25 protein-coding genes and 5 tRNA genes are annotated in these 23,182 nt (G+C 70.6%); 23 read left to right on the top strand and 7 right to left on the bottom strand.

Annotated elements, in window-relative coordinates:
* Nucleotides 1–76: 76 nt before the first annotated feature.
* From OG917_RS24930 to OG917_RS24965, 8 genes are all read left to right on the top strand, one after another.
* Nucleotides 77–862, top strand: a complete 786-nt coding sequence (locus OG917_RS24930; RefSeq protein WP_328319838.1) for a fumarylacetoacetate hydrolase family protein — start codon at nucleotides 77–79, stop codon at nucleotides 860–862.
* Entirely contained in the window at nucleotides 855–2,369 is a 1,515-nt protein-coding gene (gltX, locus tag OG917_RS24935; RefSeq protein WP_328319839.1) for a glutamate--tRNA ligase, read from the top strand. The genes OG917_RS24930 and gltX overlap by 8 nt, the downstream gene beginning before the upstream one ends.
* A gap of 40 nt (nucleotides 2,370–2,409) precedes the next feature.
* Entirely contained in the window at nucleotides 2,410–3,129 is a 720-nt protein-coding gene (locus tag OG917_RS24940; protein WP_328319840.1) for an HAD family hydrolase, read from the top strand.
* An 85-nt stretch (nucleotides 3,130–3,214) separates the two neighbouring features.
* A tRNA-Gln gene (locus OG917_RS24945) sits at nucleotides 3,215–3,286 on the top strand.
* Between the two features lie 34 nt (nucleotides 3,287–3,320).
* Nucleotides 3,321–3,393, top strand: a tRNA-Glu gene (locus OG917_RS24950).
* Nucleotides 3,394–3,454: 61 nt separating this feature from the next.
* Nucleotides 3,455–3,527: transfer RNA gene (locus OG917_RS24955), tRNA-Glu, on the top strand.
* 8 nt (nucleotides 3,528–3,535) lie between these two features.
* Nucleotides 3,536–3,607 (top strand) — tRNA-Gln (locus tag OG917_RS24960).
* A gap of 19 nt (nucleotides 3,608–3,626) precedes the next feature.
* Nucleotides 3,627–3,699 (top strand) — tRNA-Glu (locus OG917_RS24965).
* A gap of 125 nt (nucleotides 3,700–3,824) precedes the next feature.
* On the opposite strand, the gene OG917_RS24970 is transcribed toward OG917_RS24965, so the two are convergent.
* Nucleotides 3,825–4,466: a MerR family transcriptional regulator gene (locus OG917_RS24970; protein ID WP_328319841.1), complete on the bottom strand. Its 642-nt coding sequence runs from the start codon at nucleotides 4,464–4,466 to the stop codon at nucleotides 3,825–3,827.
* Nucleotides 4,467–4,568: 102 nt separating this feature from the next.
* Between OG917_RS24970 and OG917_RS24975 the strand changes: the two genes are divergently transcribed.
* Complete coding sequence (locus OG917_RS24975) at nucleotides 4,569–5,084, top strand: DUF4188 domain-containing protein (RefSeq protein ID WP_328319842.1); 516 nt, start codon at nucleotides 4,569–4,571, stop codon at nucleotides 5,082–5,084.
* 62 nt (nucleotides 5,085–5,146) lie between these two features.
* Here the strand turns inward: OG917_RS24975 and ndgR are convergent, their stop codons facing one another.
* On the bottom strand, nucleotides 5,147–5,863 hold the full coding sequence (ndgR, locus tag OG917_RS24980) for an IclR family transcriptional regulator NdgR (RefSeq protein ID WP_250297589.1): 717 nt from the start codon (nucleotides 5,861–5,863) through the stop codon (nucleotides 5,147–5,149).
* A gap of 173 nt (nucleotides 5,864–6,036) precedes the next feature.
* Between ndgR and leuC the strand changes: the two genes are divergently transcribed.
* The 4 genes from leuC to OG917_RS25000 all read left to right on the top strand — a co-directional run bounded on the left by leuC (nucleotide 6,037) and on the right by OG917_RS25000 (nucleotide 9,195).
* A complete protein-coding gene (gene leuC / locus OG917_RS24985) occupies nucleotides 6,037–7,461 on the top strand; it encodes a 3-isopropylmalate dehydratase large subunit (protein ID WP_328319843.1) in 1,425 nt (474 codons plus the stop codon).
* 5 nt (nucleotides 7,462–7,466) lie between these two features.
* Nucleotides 7,467–8,060, top strand: a complete 594-nt coding sequence (leuD, locus tag OG917_RS24990; RefSeq protein WP_328319844.1) for a 3-isopropylmalate dehydratase small subunit — start codon at nucleotides 7,467–7,469, stop codon at nucleotides 8,058–8,060.
* Nucleotides 8,061–8,164: 104 nt separating this feature from the next.
* Nucleotides 8,165–8,410, top strand: coding sequence for a hypothetical protein (locus tag OG917_RS24995; protein ID WP_266852593.1), 246 nt, complete (start codon nucleotides 8,165–8,167; stop codon nucleotides 8,408–8,410).
* Nucleotides 8,411–8,535: 125 nt separating this feature from the next.
* Nucleotides 8,536–9,195 carry an HU family DNA-binding protein gene (locus OG917_RS25000; RefSeq protein ID WP_328319845.1) on the top strand — a complete coding sequence of 220 codons (660 nt, stop codon included), beginning with the start codon at nucleotides 8,536–8,538 and terminating at the stop codon, nucleotides 9,193–9,195.
* A gap of 148 nt (nucleotides 9,196–9,343) precedes the next feature.
* Here OG917_RS25000 and OG917_RS25005 read toward each other — a convergent pair whose 3' ends face one another.
* Entirely contained in the window at nucleotides 9,344–9,553 is a 210-nt protein-coding gene (locus OG917_RS25005) for a hypothetical protein (RefSeq protein WP_328319846.1), read from the bottom strand.
* A 44-nt stretch (nucleotides 9,554–9,597) separates the two neighbouring features.
* A complete protein-coding gene (cofC, locus tag OG917_RS25010; RefSeq protein WP_328319847.1) occupies nucleotides 9,598–10,326 on the bottom strand; it encodes a 2-phospho-L-lactate guanylyltransferase in 729 nt (242 codons plus the stop codon).
* A 138-nt stretch (nucleotides 10,327–10,464) separates the two neighbouring features.
* On the opposite strand from cofC, the gene OG917_RS25015 reads away from it, so the two are divergent.
* The 3 genes from OG917_RS25015 to OG917_RS25025 are packed head-to-tail and all read left to right on the top strand — an operon-like array spanning nucleotide 10,465 to nucleotide 13,413.
* Complete coding sequence (locus tag OG917_RS25015; protein ID WP_328319848.1) at nucleotides 10,465–11,217, top strand: lysophospholipid acyltransferase family protein; 753 nt, start codon at nucleotides 10,465–10,467, stop codon at nucleotides 11,215–11,217.
* Nucleotides 11,214–12,215: an NAD(P)H-dependent glycerol-3-phosphate dehydrogenase gene (locus OG917_RS25020; RefSeq protein WP_328319849.1), complete on the top strand. Its 1,002-nt coding sequence runs from the start codon at nucleotides 11,214–11,216 to the stop codon at nucleotides 12,213–12,215. Before OG917_RS25015 ends, OG917_RS25020 begins: the two co-directional genes overlap by 4 nt.
* A 34-nt stretch (nucleotides 12,216–12,249) precedes the next feature.
* Nucleotides 12,250–13,413, top strand: a complete 1,164-nt coding sequence (locus OG917_RS25025; RefSeq protein WP_328319850.1) for a D-alanine--D-alanine ligase family protein — start codon at nucleotides 12,250–12,252, stop codon at nucleotides 13,411–13,413.
* A gap of 20 nt (nucleotides 13,414–13,433) precedes the next feature.
* Here the strand turns inward: OG917_RS25025 and OG917_RS25030 are convergent, their stop codons facing one another.
* Together OG917_RS25030 and OG917_RS25035 are read right to left on the bottom strand one after the other, a co-directional pair.
* Nucleotides 13,434–13,904 (bottom strand): DUF3515 domain-containing protein, encoded by a 471-nt coding sequence (locus OG917_RS25030; RefSeq protein ID WP_328319851.1) that lies wholly within the window; start codon nucleotides 13,902–13,904, stop codon nucleotides 13,434–13,436.
* A gap of 19 nt (nucleotides 13,905–13,923) precedes the next feature.
* Nucleotides 13,924–14,157 carry an Lrp/AsnC family transcriptional regulator gene (locus OG917_RS25035; RefSeq protein ID WP_328319852.1) on the bottom strand — a complete coding sequence of 78 codons (234 nt, stop codon included), beginning with the start codon at nucleotides 14,155–14,157 and terminating at the stop codon, nucleotides 13,924–13,926.
* Nucleotides 14,158–14,431: 274 nt separating this feature from the next.
* Here OG917_RS25035 and OG917_RS25040 point away from each other — a divergent pair, with 274 nt between their 5' ends.
* On the top strand, nucleotides 14,432–15,397 hold the full coding sequence (locus tag OG917_RS25040) for a thiamine-phosphate kinase (RefSeq protein WP_328319853.1): 966 nt from the start codon (nucleotides 14,432–14,434) through the stop codon (nucleotides 15,395–15,397).
* The gene (thiD, locus tag OG917_RS25045; RefSeq protein WP_328319854.1) at nucleotides 15,394–16,185 is read left to right on the top strand and encodes a bifunctional hydroxymethylpyrimidine kinase/phosphomethylpyrimidine kinase; all 792 of its coding nucleotides are present in this window, start codon (nucleotides 15,394–15,396) and stop codon (nucleotides 16,183–16,185) included. The genes OG917_RS25040 and thiD overlap by 4 nt, the downstream gene beginning before the upstream one ends.
* A 155-nt stretch (nucleotides 16,186–16,340) precedes the next feature.
* On the opposite strand, the gene rpmB is transcribed toward thiD, so the two are convergent.
* Nucleotides 16,341–16,526 carry a 50S ribosomal protein L28 gene (rpmB, locus tag OG917_RS25050; RefSeq protein ID WP_015036441.1) on the bottom strand — a complete coding sequence of 62 codons (186 nt, stop codon included), beginning with the start codon at nucleotides 16,524–16,526 and terminating at the stop codon, nucleotides 16,341–16,343.
* 245 nt (nucleotides 16,527–16,771) lie between these two features.
* On the opposite strand from rpmB, the gene OG917_RS25055 reads away from it, so the two are divergent.
* The 5 genes from OG917_RS25055 (at nucleotide 16,772) to OG917_RS25075 (ending at nucleotide 23,154) form a co-directional block, all read left to right on the top strand.
* A complete protein-coding gene (locus tag OG917_RS25055; protein WP_328319855.1) occupies nucleotides 16,772–18,430 on the top strand; it encodes a DAK2 domain-containing protein in 1,659 nt (552 codons plus the stop codon).
* Between the two features lie 118 nt (nucleotides 18,431–18,548).
* Nucleotides 18,549–20,756, top strand: a complete 2,208-nt coding sequence (recG, locus tag OG917_RS25060) for an ATP-dependent DNA helicase RecG (protein WP_328319856.1) — start codon at nucleotides 18,549–18,551, stop codon at nucleotides 20,754–20,756.
* 75 nt (nucleotides 20,757–20,831) lie between these two features.
* Nucleotides 20,832–21,416: a 16S rRNA (guanine(966)-N(2))-methyltransferase RsmD gene (gene rsmD, locus OG917_RS25065; RefSeq protein WP_328319857.1), complete on the top strand. Its 585-nt coding sequence runs from the start codon at nucleotides 20,832–20,834 to the stop codon at nucleotides 21,414–21,416.
* Between the two features lie 26 nt (nucleotides 21,417–21,442).
* Nucleotides 21,443–21,934, top strand: coding sequence for a pantetheine-phosphate adenylyltransferase (gene coaD / locus OG917_RS25070; protein WP_328322164.1), 492 nt, complete (start codon nucleotides 21,443–21,445; stop codon nucleotides 21,932–21,934).
* Between the two features lie 119 nt (nucleotides 21,935–22,053).
* Nucleotides 22,054–23,154, top strand: coding sequence for a cell division initiation protein (locus OG917_RS25075; protein ID WP_328322166.1), 1,101 nt, complete (start codon nucleotides 22,054–22,056; stop codon nucleotides 23,152–23,154).
* The last annotated feature ends 28 nt before the right edge of the window (nucleotides 23,155–23,182 follow it).

Raw genomic sequence — 23,182 nt, forward strand, 5'->3', positions numbered from 1 at the left:
CGGCAGCCCCCCGTGGCCCGCGTTAGCCTGGAGCGTCAGACTCCAGCCAGCCAGTAAGTGAGGGGCGACAGCACTCGTGCGCATCGCCAGATTCTCCATCGACGGCAATGTCGCCTTCGGCGTGGTCGAGGGCGAGGGATCCGGTCTCCCGGGCGACCTCGTCCTCGACATCATCAAGGGCATTCCGTACGCCGACTTCGAGCTCTCCGGTGTCAAGGTCCCGCTGAGCAAGGTCCGGCTGCTGCCCCCCGTGCTCCCCAACAAGGTCGTGGCCTTCGGCCGCAACTACGCGGAACACGCGGCAGAGCTCGGCAACGCGGTCCCGGACGCGCCGTTCGCCTTCTTCAAGCCCACCACCTCGGTGATCGGCTCCGGCGACTCCATCGAGTACCCCTCCTTCTCCAGCGAACTCCACCACGAGGCCGAACTGGCCGTGGTGATCGGGCGCATGTGCCGTGAGGTCCCGCGCGAGCGCGTCAAGGACGTCATCTTCGGCTACACCTGCGCCAACGACGTCACCGCACGGGACGTCCAGAAGCGCGAGAAGCAGTGGGCCAGGGCCAAGGGCTTCGACACCTCCTGCCCGCTCGGCCCCTGGGTGGAGACCGACCTCGATCCGTCCGACCTCACCATCCAGGCCACGGTCAACGGCGACCAGCGCCAGCTGGGCCGCACCAGCGAGATGATCCACTCCGTCGAGGACCTGATCGTCAACATCTCCGACGCCATGACGCTGCTCCCCGGCGACGTCATCCTGACCGGCACCCCGGCCGGCGTCGGACCGCTCAACGTCGGCGACGAGGTCGCCGTCTCCATCGAAGGCATCGGCACTCTCACCAACAAGGTGATCAAGCGTGGCTAACGCGACGAATTCCCCCTCGGCCCCGTCCGGGCAGGGGGCACCCCCCCGCGTACGTTTCTGTCCCTCCCCGACCGGCAACCCCCACGTGGGGCTGGTCCGCACCGCCCTGTTCAACTGGGCCTTCGCCCGGCACACCGGCGGCACCATGGTCTTCCGCATCGAGGACACCGACGCGGCCCGCGACTCCGAGGAGTCGTACGACCAGCTGCTCGACTCGCTGCGCTGGCTCGGTCTCGACTGGGACGAGGGGCCCGACGAGAAGGGCGGCCCGCACGCGCCGTACCGCCAGTCGCTGCGCATGGACATCTACGCGGACATCGCGAAGCGGCTCCAGGAGGCCGGCCACGCGTACGACTGCTACTGCACCACCGCCGAGCTCGACGAGCGCCGCGACGCCGCCCGCAAGGCGGGCCGCCCCTCGGGGTACGACGGCCACTGCCGCGACCTCAGCGCCGCACAGGTCGAGGCCTACAAGGCGGAGGGCCGTACCTCCATCGTCCGCTTCCGGATGCCCGACGAGACGATCACCTTCACGGACCTGGTCCGCGGCGAGCTGACCTTCACCCCGGAGAACGTCCCGGACTTCGGGATCGTCCGGGCCAGCGGCGCGCCGCTCTACACGCTCGTCAACCCGGTCGACGACGCGCTGATGGAGATCACGCACGTGCTGCGCGGCGAGGACCTGCTGTCCTCCACGCCGCGCCAGATCGCCCTCTACAAGGCGCTGATCGACATCGGCGCCGCCAAGGCGATCCCGCTCTTCGGCCACCTTCCCTACGTGATGGGCGAGGGCAACAAGAAGCTCTCCAAGCGGGACCCGGAGGCTTCGCTCAACCTCTACCGGGAGCGGGGCTTCCTCCCCGAGGGCCTGCTCAACTACCTGTCCCTGCTGGGCTGGTCGTTCTCGGCCGACCAGGACATCTTCTCGGTCGCCCAGCTGGTCGAGAAGTTCGACATCGCGGACGTCAACGCCAACCCGGCCCGCTTCGACCTGAAGAAGGCCGAGGCGATCAACGCCGACCACATCCGCCTGCTGGACGTCGGGACGTTCACCGCCGCCTGCACACCGTGGCTGCGCGCCCCGCACGCCAACTGGCCGCAGGAGAACTTCGACCAGGCGGCGTGGGAGGCCATCGCGCCGTACGCGCAGACCCGTCTCACGGTGCTGTCGGACATCACCGCCAACGTCGACTTCCTCTTCCTGGACCGCCCGGTCGAGGACGAGGCGTCCTGGGCGAAGGCGATGAAGGGTGATCCGGTGGCGCTGCTCACCACGGCGCGGGCCAGGCTCGCCGACGCCGACTGGACCAGCCCCGAGGCGCTCAAGGCGGCCGTGCTGGCGGCCGGCGAGGAGCACGGGCTGAAGCTCGGCAAGGCCCAGGCCCCGGTCCGCGTGGCGGTCACCGGCCGCACGGTCGGCCTGCCGCTCTTCGAGTCCCTGGAGATCCTGGGCCGTGAGCGCTCCCTGGAGCGGATCGACGCCGCGCTGGCGAAGCTGGCGGCCTGAGGCCCGGCCCCGGGCACCGGGACCGGCCTAAACTGACCGCATGACGATCCGTGCGGTCCTCTGGGACATCGACGACACGATCTTCGACTACACCCGGGCGGACCGCACGGGGATGCGGGAGCATCTGCGGGCCGAGGGCCTGCCCGACGGATACACCTCCGTCGGGCAGGCCCTCGCGCGCTGGCGGCAGATCACCGATCTGCACTGGGCGAGATTCGCGGCGGGGGAGACCGACTGGCAGGGCCAGAGCCGCGAACGGGTCCGCTCCTTCACCGGCACGGCGCTGACCGACCAGGAGGCCGACGCCTGGTTCGCCCGGCACCTGGCGCACTACGAGGCCGCCTGGGCGCTCTTCCCGGACGCCGTCCCGGCGCTCGACGCACTGGCGGGCGGCTACCGCCACGGCGTCCTCTCGAACTCGGCCGTCCGCAACCAGGACCGCAAGCTGCGCGCCCTCGGCGTACGGGACCGGTTCGAGGTGCTTGTCTGCGCGGCCGACCTGGGAGTGGCCAAGCCCGCGGCCGGCGCCTTCCACGCCGCCTGCGAGGCCCTTCGGCTCGATCCGTCCGATGTGCTGTACGTGGGAGATCATCCGGACACCGACGCCGCGGGGGCGCTCGCGGCCGGGCTCAGCGCGGTCTGGCTGGACCGGGCCGGCCTGGGCGGGCGGCCCGAGCTCGACCGGATCACCGCGCTGGACCAGCTTCCCGGGCTGCTGCGGGGCGATACCCGTTTTGGAGCGCCGTCCACCTTCGGGTAATGTTCTTCTTGCGCCGCCCGAGACGGGCCGGAAGGCCGGAGCGGACAGCGCGAGAAGAACAAGACCCTCAGGGGTTGCGTTTCTTTGGGCTATGGTGTAATTGGCAACACAACGGTTTCTGGTACCGTCATTCTAGGTTCGAGTCCTGGTAGCCCAGCGCAAGATCAGCAGTAACTCACCTTGCAGTACAAGCCCCCGTTGTGTAGCGGCCTAGCACGCTGCCCTCTCACGGCAGTAGCGCCGGTTCGAATCCGGTCGGGGGTACAGATCCTTCCCGTGAGTCCATCAGGGTCGCACCCGATGAACTTGATGCAGGATCGCTAGGGCCCCCGTTGTGTAGCGGCCTAGCACGCTGCCCTCTCACGGCAGTAGCGCCGGTTCGAATCCGGTCGGGGGTACTCCACCATGGGCTATGGTGTAATTGGCAACACAACGGTTTCTGGTACCGTCATTCTAGGTTCGAGTCCTGGTAGCCCAGCGCAACACCTGTTGTACAGGCCCCCGTTGTGTAGCGGCCTAGCACGCTGCCCTCTCACGGCAGTAGCGCCGGTTCGAATCCGGTCGGGGGTACAAGACAGGGAAGGTCCTTCACTCAGGTGAGGGGCCTTTTTGCGCGACCGGCCGGGGGCCTTTTTGCGCGACCGGCCGGGGGCCGCTTTGCGCGACCGGCCGGGGCCGCGCCAACTCCCGTTCTCTCAGAGCCCGTAGCGCCGGGCCGACTCCTCCTCCTGGGCCAGCCTGTGCAGCGAGGACAGCAGCGGCTCGTAGAGCACAGTGGCCACGACCGCGGACTCCACCTGCTCCGTCTCCGACGGGTACGTCTCCATCATGTCCAGGTCCTGCACGGCCACTTGGTACATCAGCCGGCCCTGCTGCAACAGATAGCCGTCCTCGTACGGGTACCCGAGCCGCAGCAGGGTGGCCACCGCCGCGACGAGGGAGCGGTGGACGGGGGAGAGCTCCCCGGTCTCCCGCACGCTGGTCCAGCCCAGCCGGTCGAGGAGCCGGTCGACCTCCCGGCGCGCGGCGGCCGTCTCCGGAGCCCCGTCGTCCGGATCGGGGCCGTGCGGCAGCGACCAGAGGGCGGCACCCAGCCGGATCGTGCGGCCCAGGGAGTCGTCGTCGACGTGGTCCAGCACCTCCCGTGCCGTCGCCACCGGGAGCCGCCCGACCTGGATCAGGGCTCGCACCAGCCGCAGCCGGCGCAGATGGGTCCCGTCGTAGTCGGCCCGGGTCGCGCTGACCCGGTGGCCGGGCGGCAGGAGCCGCTCGCGCAGGTAGTACTTGATCGTCGCGACCGGGACGCCGCTCTGCTCGCTCAGTTCCGACAGCCGCATTCCTGGTGCCCTCTCTTGCGCCGCCCCACGGGCGGTGCCACTATCCCATTGGATAGTGACGCTATCCAACAAGCCGTCCCGTACGGCGAAGGGGGGTACGGCATGTTCGCGAAACCGGTCCGGGGCCGGACGACCGCAGCTGCCGAAGGAGATGTGGTCGTCCTGCTGATCGGGATGCGCATCAACCACTTCCGGGGGGTGCACCACTGGCTGCCGGTCTTCATGGCGATGCTGCGCATGCTCAGGGAGCTGGGCCGGGACCGGAGCCGGGGGCTGCTCGCCCACACCCTCCTGACCGGCTCACCGCGTACGTACTACGTCGTCCAGTACTGGGAGTCGAAGGAGAAGCTCTACGCCTACGCGGCGGCTCCCGACATGTTCCACCGCACAGCGTGGGCCACGCTCAACCGCAAGGAGCGGAAATCCCGGGGGCATGTGGGGCTCTGGCACGAGACGTACATCGTGCCGGAGGGCTCGTACGAGGCCATCTACGCCGATATGCCCGTCCGCGGTCTGGCGGCGGCGACCGGAGTGCTCCCGGTCGAGGGGCGCGGGCGCTCGGCGGCCGACCGGCTCGCGCACCGCTCCGGTGCCCGGACGCGGCCAGGAACGGACTGACCGGGATTCGGGCCGGGCCGCCACGACGCTGGGGCAGCCCGCTGGGGTCACGGGGGCAGGTCTCAGCCGGTGCGGCGCAGGGCCTCGGAGAGCCGTCCGGCCGCATCGATGACGGCCTGGGCGTGCATCCGGCCCGGGTGACGGGTGAGCCGTTCGATCGGGCCCGAGACGGAGACGGCGGCGACCACCCTGTTGGAGGGGCCGCGCACCGGGGCGGAGACCGAGGCCACGCCGGGCTCGCGCTCGCCGATCGACTGGGCCCAGCCCCTGCGCCGTACGCCGGAGAGCGCCGTCGCGGTGAACCGGGCACCCTGGAGGCCGCGGTGCAGCCGCTCGGGCTCCTCCCAGCCCATCAGGATCTGCGCCGACGAGCCGGCCTTCATGGTGAGGGTGGAGCCGACCGGGACGGTGTCCCGCAGTCCGGAGAGGCGCTCGGCGGCCGCCACGCAGATGCGCATGTCTCCCTGGCGGCGGTAGAGCTGGGCGCTCTCGCCCGTGACATCGCGCAGATGTGTCAGCACGGGGCCGGCCGTGGCGAGCAGGCGGTCCTCGCCCGCTGCCGCCGCCAGCTCCGACAGCCGGGGGCCGAGTATGAACCGGCCCTGCATGTCCCGCGCCACCAGCCGGTGGTGTTCCAGTGCCACGGCAAGCCGGTGTGCCGTGGGCCGTGCGAGCCCGGTCGCCGCGACCAGCCCGGCGAGGGTGGCCGGGCCGGACTCCAGAGCACTCAATACCAGAGCTGCCTTGTCGAGTACGCCGACGCCGCTAGAGTTGTCCATGCAACGATACTCGCGTCTCACTCTGTGAAACGCAAGTTCAATTTTCCAGGGAACTTGCCAACCTGTAGGGGCGGCCGTACAACGGCTCGCAGTTGCCCGCCCGGTACGGGGGTCCGGACGGAGACGCCCGATTTCTAGTTGGGCCGGTGAAGACGCCGGCCGGAGGGAAAGCGATGGGTAGGACACTCGCGGAGAAGGTCTGGGACGACCATGTCGTCAGGCGCGCCGAAGGCGAGCCCGACCTTCTCTTCATCGATCTGCACCTGCTGCACGAGGTGACGAGCCCGCAGGCGTTCGACGGCCTGCGCCAGAACGGCCGGCCGGTGCGGCGCCTCGACCTCACCATCGCCACCGAGGACCACAACACCCCGACCCTCGACATCGACAAGCCGATCGCGGACCCGGTTTCCCGCGTCCAGCTGGAGACCCTGCGCAAGAACTGCGCGGACTTCGGCGTGCGGCTGCACCCGCTGGGCGACGTCGAGCAGGGTGTCGTCCATGTCGTCGGCCCCCAGCTGGGGCTGACCCAGCCGGGCACCACAGTGGTCTGCGGCGACAGCCACACATCCACGCACGGCGCCTTCGGCGCGCTGGCCTTCGGCATCGGCACATCCCAGGTCGAGCACGTGCTGGCGACCCAGACCCTGCCGCTGGCCCGTCCCATGACCATGGCCATCACGGTGGAGGGCGAACTGCCCGACGCGGTCACGGCCAAGGACCTGATCCTGGCGATCATCGCCCGTATCGGCACCGGCGGCGGCCAGGGCTACATCCTGGAGTACCGCGGCTCCGCCATCGAGAAGCTCTCGATGGAAGCCCGCATGACCATCTGCAACATGTCGATCGAGGCCGGCGCGCGGGCGGGCATGATCGCCCCCGACCAGACCACCTTCGACTACCTGAAGGGCCGCGACCACGCCCCGCAGGGCGCGGAGTGGGACGCCGCGGTCGAGTACTGGAAGACCCTGCGCACCGACGACGACGCGGTATTCGACGCCGAGGTGCTCATCGACGCCGCCGAGCTGGCCCCGTTCGTCACCTGGGGCACCAACCCGGGCCAGGGTGCACCGCTTTCCGCCAGCGTCCCCGACCCGGCTTCGTACGACGACGCCTCGGAGCGTCTGGCCGCCGAAAAGGCCCTGGAATACATGGGGTTGACCGCGGGCCAGCCGCTGCGCGACATCACGGTCGACACGGTGTTCGTGGGCTCCTGCACCAACGGCCGCATCGAGGACCTCCGCAGCGCGGCCGCCCTGCTGAAGGGCCGCAGCATCGCCGACGGCCTGCGGATGCTCGTCGTTCCCGGCTCCGTACGGGTCGCCCTGCAGGCCGTCGAGGAGGGTCTGGACAAGGTCTTCACCGAGGCGGGCGCCGAATGGCGGCACGCGGGTTGCTCGATGTGCCTGGGTATGAACCCCGACCAGCTCGCCCCCGGCGAGCGCTGTGCCTCCACCTCCAACCGCAACTTCGAGGGCAGGCAGGGCAAGGGCGGTCGCACCCACCTGGTCTCCCCGCAGGTGGCCGCGGCCACCGCGGTGCTGGGTCATCTGGCCTCCCCCGCCGACCTGTCCGACGCCCCGACCCTCGTGGAGGCCTGATTTCCATGGAAGCTTTCACCAAGCACACCGGCCGGGTCGTCCCGCTGCGCCGCGGCAACGTCGACACCGACCAGATCATCCCGGCCCACTGGCTGAAGAAGGTCACCCGCGACGGGTTCGAGGACGGGCTCTTCGAGGCCTGGCGCAAGGACCCCGGGTTCGTACTCAACCGCCCCGAGCACGCGGGCGCATCGGTGCTGGTGGCGGGCCCCGACTTCGGTACGGGCTCCTCCCGCGAGCACGCGGTGTGGGCCCTGCAGAACTTCGGCTTCAAGGCCGTCATCTCGTCCCGGTTCGCCGATATCTTCCGCGGGAACTCGCTGAAGAACGGCCTCCTGACCGTGGTTCTCGACCAGACGGTCGTCGATGCCATCTGGAAGCTGACGGAGGCCGACCCGTCGGCCGAAGTCACCGTGGACCTGGAGGGCCGGCAGGTCCTCGCCGAGGGCATCACCGCCGACTTCGAGCTCGACGAGAACGCCCGCTGGCGGCTGCTGAACGGTCTGGACGACATCAGCCTCACCCTTCAGAACGAAGCGGACATCACGGCTTACGAGGCGGCCCGTCCTGCCTTCAAGCCGCGCACAATTAAGGTCTGAGCAGCACGTTTTCAGCACTGCGCCCTCTGCCGTCCGGCAGGGGGCGCAGTCGCTTGTTGAGCCCCCGCCGGGCGACAACTCGCCCCAGATGGCACAATCGGCGCATGGAACGCGACAACCAACTCAAGCTTTACGCGGAAGTCGCCGAACAAATGAAAGAAGCGCACGCAAGGGTGCGTGAACTGCAAGTCCCGGAGGGCGTAAGGATGGCGCTGTCCCGGAAGCTGTTGGTCATCACGGCCGCAGCGAAGCACGATCTCACCGATGCAGCAACGCGGCTGGACCGGCTGATGAAGGACCTCGACGAGGGTCGATTCCCCGATGGCAACTCCCTTGGTGGATCTCCGTGACGGTTGAGTTCGTTGCGGCACAAGGGTGATTAGACCGTTTCGTGTTTGATTTGCGGTATATATCTGCCTAACGTGCGAAAAAGCCTGAACAGTTTCGTTCGGGCAATGTCTCCGAAGGGGAAGACGTGAACAAGGCGCAGCTCGTAGAGGCCATTGCCGACAAGGTCGGTGGCCGCCAGCAGGCCGCAGACGCTGTCGACGCCGTACTGGACGCGATCGTCCGCGCAGTTGTCGGCGGGGACCGCGTGTCGGTCACCGGCTTCGGCTCGTTCGAGAAGGTCGACAGGCCGGCCCGTTACGCCCGCAACCCGCAGACGGGTGAGCGCGTACGGGTCAAGAAGACCTCGGTGCCGCGCTTCCGCGCGGGACAGGGCTTCAAGGACCTCGTCAGCGGCTCGAAGAAGCTCCCGAAGAACGACGTGGCCGTGAAGAAGGCGCCCAAGGGCAGCCTCTCGGGCGGTTCTTCCACCCGTACGACCGTCAAGAAGGCCGCGGCCAAGAAGGCCACCGCCGCCAAGAAGACGGCCGCGAAGAAGGCCACGACGGCGAAGACCGCTGCGAAGAAGACGGTGGCGGCCAAGAAGGCCACCCCCGCGAAGAAGGCCACCACCGCCAAGAAGACGGCCGCGAAGTCGGCGGCCCCGGCGAAGAAGGCCACCACGGCCAAGAAGGCGACCGCGAAGAAGACGGCGCCCGCGAAGAAGGCCGTGGCGAAGAAGGCTCCCGCCAAGAAGACCACGGCGCGCAAGACCACCGCCAAGAAGGCCACTGCCCGGAAGAAGTAAGCGGCAGGGCCACCCACGCGTCGGGCCGGACTCCCCCTGGGGAGTCCGGCCCGCGGTGCGTTCCGGGCCCCCGGGCCCGGCCCCTGGCGGCGCGGACCCGGCGGGGGCAGGGGGGCAGGTGGCCGACCGGGCATGCGGTGGCCCGGCGTCAGAAGGTCTGGAGCGTCACCAGTGTGATGCGCGGGGCGCCGCTCCCGCCGTCGTCCGCCGTCTCGATCCGTACGCGCTGCCCGGCGCGCAGCAGCCGCAGTCCCCCCGCGTCGAACGCCCCGGCGCCGAAATCCACCGGGGTGCCGTCGTCGAGCAGCACACTGCCGCTGCGGGTCTCGGGGTCGTACGTGTACGCGGTCGCCTGCATGTGCGCAGCTTACGGGCTTCCCGGGAGGGCTTCCCCGGACCGGGTCAGGCCGCCGGCCCGGCCGGTGAGCGGGGTCCGGCCCCGGAATCCGTCCGGCCGGCGGAAGGGGCGCCAGGCCCCTTCTCCGCGGTGAGTGCGGCGTACCGGCGGGCCGTGTACGGACCGAGGCCCAGTGCGGCCGCCGCCAGCAGATCGTCGCCCGTGTCCACGTCCTGGCGGACCGATCCGACGCCCCCGAGCAGTATTTCCACCGCACCCGACGCGGTATGTCTCGCACGCGACAGCCCGCCGAATGCCGGCCGCAATTCCGTATCCGCCCGGGCGGTGAGCAAAGTCGTGCCGATTCCGGCGGCATCCGTCAGAAATGCACGGGGAAATTCCGCCGCCCGTTCGAGCACCCGCCGCAATTCCGCAGGGCGCAGCGCGGGGAGGTCGGCGTTCAGGGCCGCCACGGCGGCCCCCGGGCGGAGCGCGCGGACGGCGCGCGCGCCGTGTGCCAGCGCGGGGTTCAGCCCGCCCGCCGCCGTATCCGGCACAATCCGGGCACCCAGGGCGGCGAGTTCGGCGGCGGCCAGCGCGTCGCTGGTGACGACGGCCACATCCCGCACCGCGGAACAGGCCAGCGCCGCCGCCACGGTGTCCTGTGCGAACGCCAGGGCGAGCCCGGGGCGCACCGCGTCGGACGCCGCCGGCGCGAGTCTGCTCTTCGCCAGCGCCAAGGGCTTCAGAGGTACGACCAGGGACCAGTTGGCGGTCCGATCCATGTTCGGCATCGGCCCCATTGTGGCCCGAGCCCGCGATACCGGGCGGGCCGGGCCGGGCGTACGGTGTTCTCGACAGAGCAGGGGCCTGGGGCGAGACGTGACGGTCGGTGGCCAGGCAGCGTTGAGGTTCAAGAGGAAGGTGTCCGAGTGTCCCGCCGCAGAATCGGCTTCTGGTACCGCCTGGCGGCGGTCATTGCTAAACCGCCGCTGCTGGTTCTGTTCAAGCGGGACTGGAGCGGAATGGAGCACATTCCGGATGATGGCGGATTTATCACCGCCGTCAATCACAACTCATATCTGGACATGTTCTCGTACGGCCACTTCCAGTACAACACGGGCAAGGTGCCCCGGTTCCTCGCCAAGGCCGCGCTCTTCAAGGTGCCCGTCGTCGGAATACTGCTGCGCGGCACCGGTCAGATCCCCGTCTACCGCGAGTCCTCCAACGCCTTCGGTGCCTTCCGGGCCGCCGTGGCGGCCGTGGAGAAGGGCCAGTGCGTCGCCTTCTACCCAGAAGGCACCCTCACCCGGGATCCGGGGCAGTGGCCGATGACCGCCAAGAGCGGGGTCGCGCGTGCGGCTCTGCTCACCAAGGCGCCGGTCGTCCCGGTGGCCCAGTGGGGCGCCAACCTGGCGATGCCTCCGTACGCCAGCGGGAAGAAAATTCACTTCTTCCCGCGGAAGACCCTTCAGGTCAAGGCGGGACCGCCGGTGGACCTCGCGCGGTTCTACGGCCTGGACCCGACGCCGGAAGTCCTGAGGGAGGCGACAGAGGTCATCATGGCCGCCGTCACCGCCCTGTTGGAGGAGCTGCGCGGCGAGCAGGCCCCCGCTGAACCGTACGACCACCGCAAGGCCCGCGCCGCAGAGCGCCGCAAGGCCGCAGGAGAGGGCACCAAGTGACGCGAGCAGCCGTCTTCGGCAACGGATCCTGGGGCACGGCTTTCGCCATGGTCCTCGCCGACGCGGGGTGCGAGGTGGCCCTCTGGGGCCGCCGTGCCGCTCTCGCCGACGCCATCAACACCACCCGCACCAACCCGGACTATCTGCCGGGGATCGAACTCCCGGCGTCGGTGCGGGCCACCGCCGACCCCGCCGAGGCCGCCCGGGACGCGGAGTTCACGGTGCTCGCCGTGCCCTCGCAGACGCTGCGCGCCAACCTGGCCGACTGGACCGGGCTGCTGCACCCGGGCACCGTCCTCGTCTCGCTGATGAAGGGAGTCGAACTCGGCACGGCCAAGCGGATGAGCGAGGTCATCGAAGAGGTCGGCAAGGTCCCCGCGGAGCGCGTCGCCGTACTCACCGGACCCAACCTGGCCCGGGAGATCGCCGGCCGGATGCCCGCTGCCGCCGTCGTCGCCTGCCGGGACGAAACGGTGGCCCAGCGGCTCCAGGCCGCCTGCCACACCGCGTACTTCCGCCCCTACACCAACACCGACGTCGTCGGCTGCGAGCTGGGCGGCGCCGTCAAGAACGTGATCGGCCTCGCGGTCGGGATCGCCGACGGCATGGGGCTCGGGGACAACGCCAAGGGTTCGCTGATCACCCGCGGACTCGCCGAGACCACCCGTCTGGGCCTGGCGATGGGCGCGGACCCGCTGACGTTCTCGGGACTCGCGGGCCTCGGCGACCTGGTGGCCACCTGCTCGTCACCGCTCTCCCGCAACCACACCTTCGGCACCAACCTCGGCCGGGGCATGACGCTCCAGGAGACCATCGAGGCCACCAGCCAGACGGCCGAGGGCGTCAAGTCCTGTGAGTCGGTGGCCGATCTGGCCCGGCGTCACGGCGTCGAAATGCCCATCACGGAAACCGTTGTGGACATCGTCCACCACGGGAAGGCCCCGGTCGTTGCGCTGAAGGAACTGATGTCCCGCAGCGCCAAGGCCGAGCGACGCTGACTCGATACGTACCAGCAGGTACTCTCAACGCGATATGAGCAGCGAGAACTCATCCCAGAGCCCTGAGCAGCAGCGTCGTAAGCCGCGTGTGGCGGTTGTCTTCGGCGGGCGCAGCTCCGAACACGCCATCTCGGTGGTCACAGCGGGCGCCGTCCTGCGCGCCATCGACCGGACGAAGTACGACGTACTGCCCATCGGTATCACCACGGACGGCCGCTGGGCGCTGACCGCGGACGATCCCGAGCGGATGGCCATCACCGACCGCACCCTCCCGTCGGTGGCCGCGATCGCCGAAGGTGCCGAGGGCGCCGTGGTGCTCTCCGTCGACCCGGGAAACCGCGAAGTCGTCTACAGCGAGCCGGGCGCGGTGCCCAAGGCGCTGGGCGACGTCGACGTGGTCTTCCCGATGCTGCACGGTCCCTACGGCGAGGACGGCACCCTGCAGGGGCTGCTCGAACTCTCCGGAGTGCCCTACGTCGGCGCGGGCGTCCTCGCGTCCGCCGTCGGCCAGGACAAGGAGTACATGAAGCGGGTGTTCCTCTCCTGCGGGCTGCCGGTCGGCCCGTACGAGGTGATCCGTCCCCGCGAGTGGAGCCGGGACCCGGCCGCAGCCCGCAAGAAGATCGTGGACTTCGCCGGGGAGCACGGCTGGCCGCTGTTCATCAAGCCCGCGCGCGGCGGTTCGTCGATGGGCATCACCAAGGTCGACTCCCTGGCCGGTCTTGACGACGCCGTCGAGGAGGCCAGGCGCCACGACCCCAAGGTGCTGGTCGAGGCGCTGCTGCGCGGCCGTGAGATCGAGTGCGGTGTGCTGGAGTTCGCGGACGGGCCGCGGGCCAGCGTGCCCGCCGAGATCCCGCCGGTCACCTCCCACGACTTCTACGACTTCGAAGCCAAGTACATCCCCGGTGAGTCGGCGGAGGGCATGGTGCCCGCACCGCTCACGGCCGAGGAGACCGCCGAGGTGCAGCGGCTCGCGGTCGAGGCGTTCGACGCGGTGTCCTGCGAGGGGCTGGTACGCGCCGACTTCTTCCTCACCGAGGACGGCGGGTTCGTCATCAACGAGATCAACACCATGCCGGGGTTCACACCGATCTCGATGTACCCGCGGATGTGGCAGGAGAGCGGCGTCGGCTACCCGGAGCTGGTGGACCGGCTGATCCAGGCCGCGCTCAACCGGTCGACGGGGCTGCGCTGAGACGGTGCCCCGGCCGGTCCTCAGAGGCTGGAGGGGTCCGTCTTCCTGATGGCTCCCGCGAAGTCCGAGAGCGGGGTGACGTCGTGGGCGTACTTCGGCCCCAGAGCCACCTCGACGTAGGCCTTGCGGTACGTGGTCGTGAACCGGGGACCGCTGTCCCGCTGTTCGAGCAGCCAGTTGACCCCGTTCGCGTCCACGGCCTTGGCCTGGGAGTCGTCCATCTCCGCAGGCCTCGGGACACCGCAGCGCAGTACGATCGCCGCATCACCCCACGCGGCGGTCAGTTCGGACTTCGGTGCCGGATCGCCGCGGGTCAGCCCCGCGACGGTCTTCGGCAGCTCCTTGTCGAGTGCCCTGCACAGCGTGACCTGGGCCGCGGGCGGCTCGGGAACCGCGACGGACGTGCTGTCGTCCGTCGCGGAACAGCCCGCGGCTGTCAGCAGCAGGGCGGCGGCGGAAAGGGACAGGAGCCGGTGGCGATCGGTCTTCACCGGCTCAGCGTAGAGGGGGCTACAGGTTGACGACCGGGCAGGTCAGGGTGCGGGTGATGCCGTCCACTTGCTGGACTTTGGCGACCACCATGCGGCCGAGTTCATCGACGGTGTCGGCCTGTGCGCGCACGACCACGTCGTACGGACCGGTCACGTCCTCGGCCTGGATCACTCCGGGAAGTCTCCCGACGAGCTCGGCCACGGCTGTCGCCTTGCCCACTTCGGTCTGGATGAGGATGTACGCCTGTACCACGGAACCTCCAAGGCGGCCACGAGGATCATGTGGGGGAGAGAAAGGGACGCCACGGTATCGCGTCGCTCCGGGCGGCGGGGAGACCCGCGCACCCGGCAGTCGCACGCGTCCGGGGCGTATGGGATACAGAGTTGACGTACCTGATTGACGGTACCGATGGCAGGGGCGGCCCGCGACCGCAAGCGGACCGGGGCATACGGGGCATCCTGCCTGACGGGCGCGGCGGCGGACAGCCCGGACACGAGGTCCGGATCACGAGGAGAGGCGACGGGCGATGAAGGGCACTGTGGGGGAGCTCGGGGAGTTCGGGCTGATCAGAGAGCTCACCTCCCGGCTCACGACGACACCGGCGGTACGGCTGGGGCCGGGCGATGACGCCGCGGTCGTGGCCGCTCCCGACCGGCGGGTCGTGGCGAGTACGGACATCCTGCTGGAGGGGCGGCACTTCCGGCGCGACTGGTCCACCGCTTACGACGTGGGCCGCAAGGCGGCGGCGCAGAACCTCGCGGACATCGCGGCCATGGGCGCGGTCCCGACCGCGATACTCCTGGGGCTCGTCGTACCCGCCGAGCTCCCGGTCACCTGGCCCACCGAACTCATGGACGGCATCCGTGACGAGTGCCAGGTCGCCGGGGCCGCCGTCGTCGGCGGCGACGTCGTAAGGGGAGAGACGATCACCGTCGCGATCACCGCGCTCGGCGATCTGCGCAACCACGAACCGGTCACCAGGTCCGGCGCCAGGCCCGGTGACGTCGTGGCCGTCACCGGATGGCTCGGCTGGTCCGCCGCGGGGTTCGCCGTGCTCTCGCGCGGCTTCCGCTCGCCCCGTGCCTTCGTGGAGGCGCACCGGCGCCCCGAACCCCCGTACCACGCGGGCCCCGCGGCCGCCGGTCTCGGCGCCACCGCGATGACCGACGTGAGCGACGGCCTGGTGGCCGACCTCGGGCACATCGCCGAGGCCAGCAAGGTCCGTATCGATCTGCGGGCCGGACTCATCGACATCCCGACACAGATGAGCGACATCGGCCAGGCCGTCGGTGTGGACCCGCTCCAGTGGGTGCTCACCGGGGGAGAGGACCACGCGATCGTGGCGACCTTCCCGCCCGACGTGAAACTCCCCGCGCGCTGGAAGGTGATCGGCGAGGTGGTCAACCCCTCCGCGCTGCCCCATGTGACGGTCGACGGGGCGCCGTGGACCAGCAAGGGCGGCTGGGACCACTTCGGGGAGGACCCCTCATGACGGCGCCACCGCTGGTCCTGACCGTCGCCGGCTCGGACTCCGGCGGCGGCGCGGGCATCCAGGCCGACCTGAAGACGATGCTGGCACTCGGAGTGCACGGCATGAGCGTGCTCACCGCGGTCACCGCCCAGAACTCACAGGGCGTGCACGGCGCGTGGGAGCTGCCCGCCGAAGCGGTACGCGCCCAGTACCGCGCCGTCGTGGACGACATCGGCGCCGACGCGGTGAAGACCGGGATGCTGTCGTCGGCTGAGCTGGTGGAGACGGTGGCCGGGCTGCTGGCCGGCACCGGCGCCCCCGTGGTCGTCGACCCGGTGGGGGTCTCCAAGCACGGCGATCCGCTGCTCGCCGCATCCGCGCTCGACTCCGTACGCAGGCTGCTGCTGCCGACAGCCACCGTCGCCACCCCCAATCTGGACGAGGTGGCCCAGCTCACCGGGGTACGGGTGGAGAAGGAGGCCGATCTGCCGCGTGCCGCGGCCGCCGTCCTCGCGCACGGGCCGGAGTGGGTGCTGGTCAAGGGCGGCCATCTCGCGGGTGACGCGGTGGATCTGCTCACCGACGGCAGCGAGGAGCACTGGCTGCGGGCGCCCCGCCTCGACAACCGCCATACCCACGGCACCGGCTGCACGCTGGCCTCGGCGATCGCCGCGCAGCTGGCCCACGGCCTGGCCGTGCCCGACGCGGTGGCCGCCGCCAAGGAGTACGTCACGGGTGCCATCGCGGCCGGATTCTCGCTGGGCTCGGGGATCGGTCCCGTGGACCACGGCTGGCGGCTGCGCCGGTGAGCGGCTGAGCCCACCGGGCCGGCGCCACCGCTGTACGGGAACGCGAAAAAGCCGGTCCACCGAGGTGGACCGGCTTTTCAAGGCAACCGCAAGGGGCTGCGCTACGACGAAACGTCGGCGGGGTCATCCCCGCACAGGCGGGGAGCAACCTCGAATTAGCGCGAGACCTTGCCGGCCTTGATGCACGAGGTGCAGACGTTGAGCCGCTTCGGCGTCCGACCGACCACTGCACGCACGCGCTGGATGTTGGGATTCCAGCGACGCGGAGTACGGCGGTGCGAGTGCGAAATGTTGTTGCCGAAGCCCGGCCCCTTGCCGCAGACGTCGCAGTTGGCAGCCACGGGTCACTCCAAAGACTTCAGGTGCACTTACAGTGAAATCCGGCGCGCCGGAATCATTGACTGAAGTGGCGGTACCGGAGGAATGGCCCGATTCTCATCGGGCAACCGAAGCAGCATACAACGACTGCGCCGGTGGAACGAAACTACCATGGTTGGCACCGCCCCCTTCCCGGTCCGTGCTCTCCTCCCCCTTCCCGGCCGAGGGCTACCCTGCGGTTCAACCCCGCTGCTCAAGGAGGCTTCAGGTGCCGCAGCCGCCCGACGAGATGGATGCCGTCGTGGTCCGCACCTGGTGCTCACTGGCGCTTGAGGCCCTGGGCAGGGACCGCGAGGAGATCGACGCGATCAACGTCTATCCGGTCGCCGACGGGGACACCGGGACCAACCTCTATCTGACGGTGGAATCCGCGGCCCAGGCGGTCGAAGCGGTCTTCGTCGCACACGGGACCGTGGCCGCCACCGGGGGAACAGCCGGGGGCTCGGTCCCCGCGCTGGCGGACGCGGTACGGGCGATGGCGCACGGCGCGCTCATCGGGGCCCGCGGCAACTCGGGAACGATCCTGGCCCAGCTGCTGCGCGGCATGGCCGAGGTGCTCGCGGCCCCGCCGGGTGACGATGATCACGCGGAACTGCTGAGCGGGGCCCTTCGCCGGGCGGCCGAATCGGCGTACCAGGCGGTCGCACACCCCGTGGAGGGCACGGTCCTGACCGTCGCGACCGCCGCGGCCGAGGCCGCCGAGGCCGCCGTCCGGGCCGGCGGCCACGGTTGTACGGCGGTGGCGCGCGCCGCGCACGAGGGCGCCAGGACCGCGCTGGACGCGACCCCGGGACAGCTGGCCGTACTCGGCCGCGCGGGCGTCGTGGACGCGGGCGGCCGGGGCCTGGTGGACGTACTCGCCGCGCTGGCCGGGGCGTTCTCCGGTGAGACCCCGGCCGTCGGGCGGCGGCGGGCCCCCACCGTGCTGCCCCCGCACTTCACCGATGACTGCCCGGCCGGCGGCGGCCCCGCCTTCGAGGTGATCTACCTCCTGGAAGCCGCCGACGACGCCGTGACCCGGCTCCGCACCCGGCTGGACGCGCTCGGCGAATCCCTGGTCGTCGTCGGCGGCGACGGCCTCTGGAACGTCCATGTCCATGTGGACGACGCGGGGGCAGCCGTGGAGGCCGGAGTCGACGCCGGGCGCCCGTACCGGATCCGCATCACCCACTTCGGCGCGGCCGGTACCCCGGCACCCGAGCAGGTACAGCGTGCGGTGGTCGCGGTCGTCCCCGGCGAAGGGCTCGCGGCCCTGTGCCGGGAGGCCGGCGCCACCACCGTCATCGCCCGGCCCGGTGAGCCGCCGGCGAGCGGCGAACTCGTCGACGCGATCCGGCGTGCACACGCCCGCGAGGTGGTGCTGCTGCCCAACGGCGCCGAACTGCGCCACACGGCGGCGGCGGCCGCGGAACAGGCCAGGGCGGAGGGCGTACGGGTGGCTCTCGTCCCCACCAGGGCGGCCGTCCAGGGCGTCGCGGCACTGGCCGTGCACGAGCCGGAGCGCCGGTTCGACGAGGACGTCGTCGCGATGACCGCGGCGGCGGGCGCCACCCGCTACGCCGAACTGGCCGTCGCCGAACGGCAGTCCTGGACATCGGCCGGTATCTGCCAGGCCGGCGACGTGCTGGGCCTGATCGACGGCGACGTGGCGGTGATCGGCACCGACCTGGCAGGCACGGCTGAGACGGTGCTGCACCGGATGCTCTCGGCCGGCGGTGAACTGGTGACGCTGGTCCTTGGGGACGGGGTGCCGGTGTCCGTCGCCGACCGGCTGGAGGGATTCGTACGCGGGTCGCACCTGGCCGTCGACACCGTGGTCTACGACGGCGGCCGGCAGTCGGCACCGCTGCTCATCGGCGTCGAGTAGCGGTCCCGCCCGGGCCGGGGCACGCGACCGGGCCGCGGGAGGGCCCCAGGACAGGGCGCGGGGCGTCTCACGGGACCAGGAGGGGGAAATACCCCCGGTGTCGGACCCATGGTGTGCAATGGACCGCGTGCCCGCGCTCGATGAACCTCTCAAGAACACGCTCGGCGCCCCCACCGCCAAGGTGATGGCCGACCACCTCGACCTGCACACGGTCGGCGACCTCCTGCACCACTACCCGCGCAGATACGCGGAGCGCGGTGAGCTCACCCGGCTCACCGAGCTGCCCCTGGACGAGCACGTCACCGTCTTCGCGCAGGTCGCCGACGCCCGTGTGCTCACCTTCAACCAGGGCAGGGGCAGACGCCTGGAGGTGAACATCACCGACGGCAGCGGACGTCTGCAGCTCGTCTTCTTCGGCAAGGGCATCCACAAGCCGCACAAGGAGCTGCTCCCCGGCCGCCGCGCGATGTTCGCGGGCAAGGTCTCCGCGTTCAACCAGCGGCTGCAGCTCGCCCACCCCACGTACGAACTGCTGGACGCCGACACCGACGCGGGCGCCGTCGAGGCCTGGGCGAACCAGCTGATCCCCATCTATCCGGCCTGCAAGGGGCTGGAGTCCTGGAAGATCGCCAAGGCGGTCGACGCCGTACTGCCCACAGCGCGGGAGGCCGCTGACCCGCTCCCGCCCGCGCTGCGCGACGGACGCGGGCTGACCACGCTCCCCGACGCCCTGCAGAAGGTCCACCGCCCGCAGACGAAGGACGACGTCGCGGTCGCGCGGTCCCGGCTCAAGTGGGACGAGGCCTTCGTCCTCCAGGTCGCGCTGGCCAGACGCCGGTACGCCGAGACCCAGCTGCCCGCGGTGGCGAGGAAGCCCGTGGCGGGAGGGCTGCTCGACACCTTCGACGCCGGGCTGCCCTTCACCCTCACCGAAGGACAGCAGAAGGTCACCGGCGAGATCTTCGCCGGGCTGGCCACCGAGCACCCGATGCACCGGCTGCTCCAGGGAGAGGTCGGCTCGGGCAAGACCATGGTGGCGCTGCGCGCGATGCTCGCCGTCGTCGACGCGGGCGGTCAGGCCGCGATGCTGGCTCCCACCGAAGTGCTCGCCCAGCAGCACCACCGCTCCATCACCGAGATGATGGGCGAGCTGGCCGACGGTGGCACGCTCGGCGGCGGCGAGCAGGCCACCAAGGTCGTGCTGCTGACCGGTTCCATGGGGGTGGCAGCCCGTCGCAGGGCCCTGCTCGACCTGGTCACCGGTGAGGCCGGGCTCGTCATCGGCACGCATGCGCTGATCGAGGACAAGGTTCAGTTCCACGACCTCGGCCTGGTCGTCGTCGACGAACAGCACCGCTTCGGTGTGGAGCAGCGCGACGCCCTGCGCAGCAAGGGGAAACAGCCGCCCCACCTGCTGGTCATGACGGCCACGCCCATCCCCCGGACGGTCGCCATGACCGTCTTCGGGGACCTGGAGACCTCCGTCCTCGACCAGCTCCCCGCGGGCCGTTCGCCCATCGCCACCCATGTCGTACCTGCCAAGGACAAGCCGCACTTCCTGGCCCGGGCCTGGGAGCGGGTCCGTGAGGAGGCGGAGAACGGCCACCAGGCCTACGTGGTGTGCCCCCGCATCGGGGACGGCGACGACGAACCGAAGAAGCGCAAGCCCGCATCCGATGAAGCGGCGGCGGCGGAGGCCGAGGGGGACAAGCGGCCGCCGGTCGCCGTGGTCGAGATCGCCGAACAGCTCAGGAAGGGCCCTCTCCGTGGGCTGCGCATCGAGCTGCTGCACGGGCGGATGGCGCCGGACGACAAGGACGACGTCATGCGCCGTTTCGCGGCGGGCGAGGTGGACGTGCTGGTCGCGACGACCGTCATCGAGGTCGGGGTCAACGTGCCCAATGCCACCGTCATGGTGATCATGGACGCCGACCGGTTCGGCGTATCGCAGCTGCACCAGCTCCGCGGGCGGGTGGGCCGCGGCTCGGCAGCAGGCCTCTGCCTCCTGGTGAGCGAGGCCCACGAGGCAGGTCCCGCGCGCGCCAGGCTCGGTGCGGTGGCCGCCACCCTGGACGGTTTCGAGCTGTCCCGCATCGACCTCGAACAGCGCCGCGAGGGCGACGTCCTGGGTCAGGCCCAGTCCGGTGTGCGGTCCTCGCTGCGGATGCTCGCCGTCATCGAGGACGAGGAGGTCATCGCCGCGGCCCGCGAGGAGGCAGCCCAGGTCGTCGCCGCCGACCCGGAGCTCACCCGGCTGCCCGCGCTGCGCACCGCCCTGGACGCCCTCCTCGACCAGGAGCGCGAGCGCTATCTCGACAAGGGCTGAGACACTGGCCGGGAGCAGGGGGCCGGCCAGGACGGACCCCGCCCACCGAGACTCCGCCCACCGAGAAGGACTGAGATGACCCGCGTGATCGCCGGTACGGCCGGCGGGCGCCGCCTCGCCGTACCGCCGGGCAACGGCACCCGCCCCACATCCGACCGTGCGCGTGAAGGGCTCTTCTCCACCTGGGAGTCGCTCCTCGGCACCCTCGGAGGGATCCGGATCGCCGATCTGTACACCGGCTCGGGAGCGGTCGGCCTTGAGGCGCTCTCCCGCGGCGCGGCCCACGCGCTGCTCGTCGAGGCGGACCCGCGGGCGGTGGCCACGGTCCGCGACAACGTCCGTACGCTCGGTCTCCCCGGTGCGGAGGTACGGGCCGGCAAAGCGGAGCAGATCGTCACGGGCCCGGCGCCCGGCGACCCGTACGACGTGGTGTTCCTCGATCCGCCGTACGCGGTCACCGATGACGATCTTCGCGAGATCCTCCTCACACTCCGCGCCCAGGGGTGGCTCACGGGCGATGCCCTCGTCACGGTGGAACGGAGCACAAGAGGCGGAGAGTTCAAGTGGCCCGAGGGATTCGGGCCGCTGCGGGCCCGCCGGTACGGCGAGGCCACGCTTTGGTACGGTCGCGCCGCCTCTACGTGCGAAGACGCACGATGACCGGACCCGGGAGCGAGGGAGTTCAGTTGCGCCGCGCCGTCTGTCCGGGGTCATTCGACCCCATCACCAATGGACACCTCGACATCATCGCCCGTGCCTCCAGGCTGTACGACGTGGTGCATGTGGCGGTGATGATCAACCAGTCGAAGCACGGACTCTTCTCCGTCGAGGAGCGGATGGAGCTGATCCGCCAGGTCACGGCCGACTTCGGGAACGTCGAGGTCGAGTCGTTCCACGGCCTCCTCGTCGACTTCTGCAAGCAGCGCGACATCCCGGCCATCGTGAAGGGCCTCCGGGCGGTCAGTGACTTCGACTACGAGCTGCAGATGGCCCAGATGAACAACGGGCTCTCGGGTGTCGAGACGCTGTTCGTCCCCACCAACCCGACCTACAGCTTCCTCTCGTCCAGCCTGGTCAAGGAGGTCGCGACCTGGGGCGGGGACGTCTCGCACCTGCTGCCTCCGCTGGTGCGCGACGCCCTGACGCAGCGGCTCGGCGAGAAGCGGGACGCCGGCTGACGGCCGGGCGGCGGCCGGAAGGCGAACTGACGACCCGTCACCAGGTGTCGTACGGGAGCCGACTGGCCGTACAGTCGTCCCCGTCCGTCTCCAGGCCGGAAGAACAGGTGGCGCACACGGTGGACGTGCAGAAGAAGCTCGACGAGATCGTCGGAACGGTCGGCAGTGCCAGGTCCATGCCCATGTCGGCCTCCTGCGTGGTCAACCGCGCCGAACTGCTGGCGATGCTCCAGGAGGTGCGCGAGGCCCTGCCGGGCTCCCTGGCGCAGGCCGAGGAGCTGATCGGTGGCCGTGAGCAGCTGGTCGAGCAGGCCCGCGACGAGGCCGAGCGGATCATCGAGGCGGCGCACGCCCAGCGCGGTTCGCTCATCTCCGACACCGAGGTCGCCCGGCAGTCCCAGGACGAGGCCGACCGTGTGCTCGCGGAGGCCCGGCGGGAGGCCGAGGAGATCCGCGCCGAGGCCGACGACTACGTCGACTCGAAACTGGCGAACTTCGAGGTCGTCCTCACCAAGACCATCGGCTCCGTCGACCGGGGCCGCGAGAAGCTGCTGGGCCGCGGCCCGGGCCTGGACGACCAGGGCTACGAGGACCCGGAGGCCCCGGAGCGCAGCCAGGACCCCGAGACCCTGCGGATGCGCGCCGACGAGTACGTCGACACCAAGCTCGGTGCCTTCGAGGCCGTCATGGCCAAGACCCTCGAAGCGGTGGGGCGCGGCCGGCAGAAGCTGCACGGCCGGGTCGCGTCCGACGAGCTCGGTGTGCACATGGCCGAGCAGGACGAGATGGGCCGCAGGCACAGCAGCGACGCCGACTTCCTCTCGGACCTGGCCGAGCCCCAGGCCCCGGTGGCCGTCCAGCCGCCCGCGCAGGCCCCCGCCCCGATGGCGGCGCAGCTGCCGCCCGAGGAGGCGCCGCTGTTCCCCGCGGACGTCCCGGAGGTTCCGGTCCAGCAGGTGTACGACCCGTACGGCTACCAGCACCAGCCCCAGGACCCGTACGCCTATCAGCAGCAGCAGTACGCGTACCAGCACGACCCGTACGCGTACCAGCAGCAGCCCCAGGCGCAGGACGGCTACGGCTACCCGGGACCCGACCAGGTCCAGCAGCCGCACCAGCCGCCCCACCCCCAGCAGCAGGGCGCCCTCGACGAGACCAGCCTCTTCGACACCAGCATGATCAATCTGGATCAGCTGCGCGAGTACGAGCAGGGGCGCTAGGGCCGGGGCCCCGGAGCTCCGCGGGGGC

It is taken from the genome of Streptomyces sp. NBC_00388 (genome assembly GCF_036061255.1).
Classification (GTDB): Bacteria; Actinomycetota; Actinomycetes; order Streptomycetales; family Streptomycetaceae; genus Streptomyces.